1 protein-coding gene is annotated in these 338 nt (G+C 69.8%); it reads right to left on the reverse strand.

The annotated features are described in order from the left end of the window. Positions 1-237, reverse strand: a 237-nt coding sequence (locus RISW2_RS23315; protein WP_211238757.1) for a hypothetical protein, incomplete at its 3' end; no start/stop codon positions are given. Positions 238-338: the final 101 nt, after the last annotated feature.

The following is a 338-nucleotide window of genomic DNA, read 5'->3' on the forward strand; positions in this document are numbered from 1 at the left end:
CGAAAAGCCGGGAATGGTCTTGAGGTAGTCGGTGCCGTCGCTGGCCGGCAGCGGCTGGCGCGGGATCTTCGGGTCGGTCGTGAAGGTCAGCGGCGCGCTCGGGGCGACGCCGGTGATCACCACCGGATCGGTGGTGGTGATGGCGTCGGCGCCGGTGGCCTGCGGCCAGGCGGGAAACGACGCGGCCAGGGCGGTGGCCAGGCAGGTTGCCCGCAGGATGTCCTTGTTCTTGTGCATGAGAGTCTCTGGATCTGAACGGGCTGGACGCGCGCGCGACCGCGCGGGCCGCAAGCAAGGCGCGCCAGCAACAACGGAAACGGGTGGGGTTCAGGCCAGGA

The organism is Roseivivax isoporae LMG 25204, assembly GCF_000521865.1.
Taxonomy (GTDB): domain Bacteria; phylum Pseudomonadota; class Alphaproteobacteria; order Rhodobacterales; family Rhodobacteraceae; genus Roseivivax; species Roseivivax isoporae.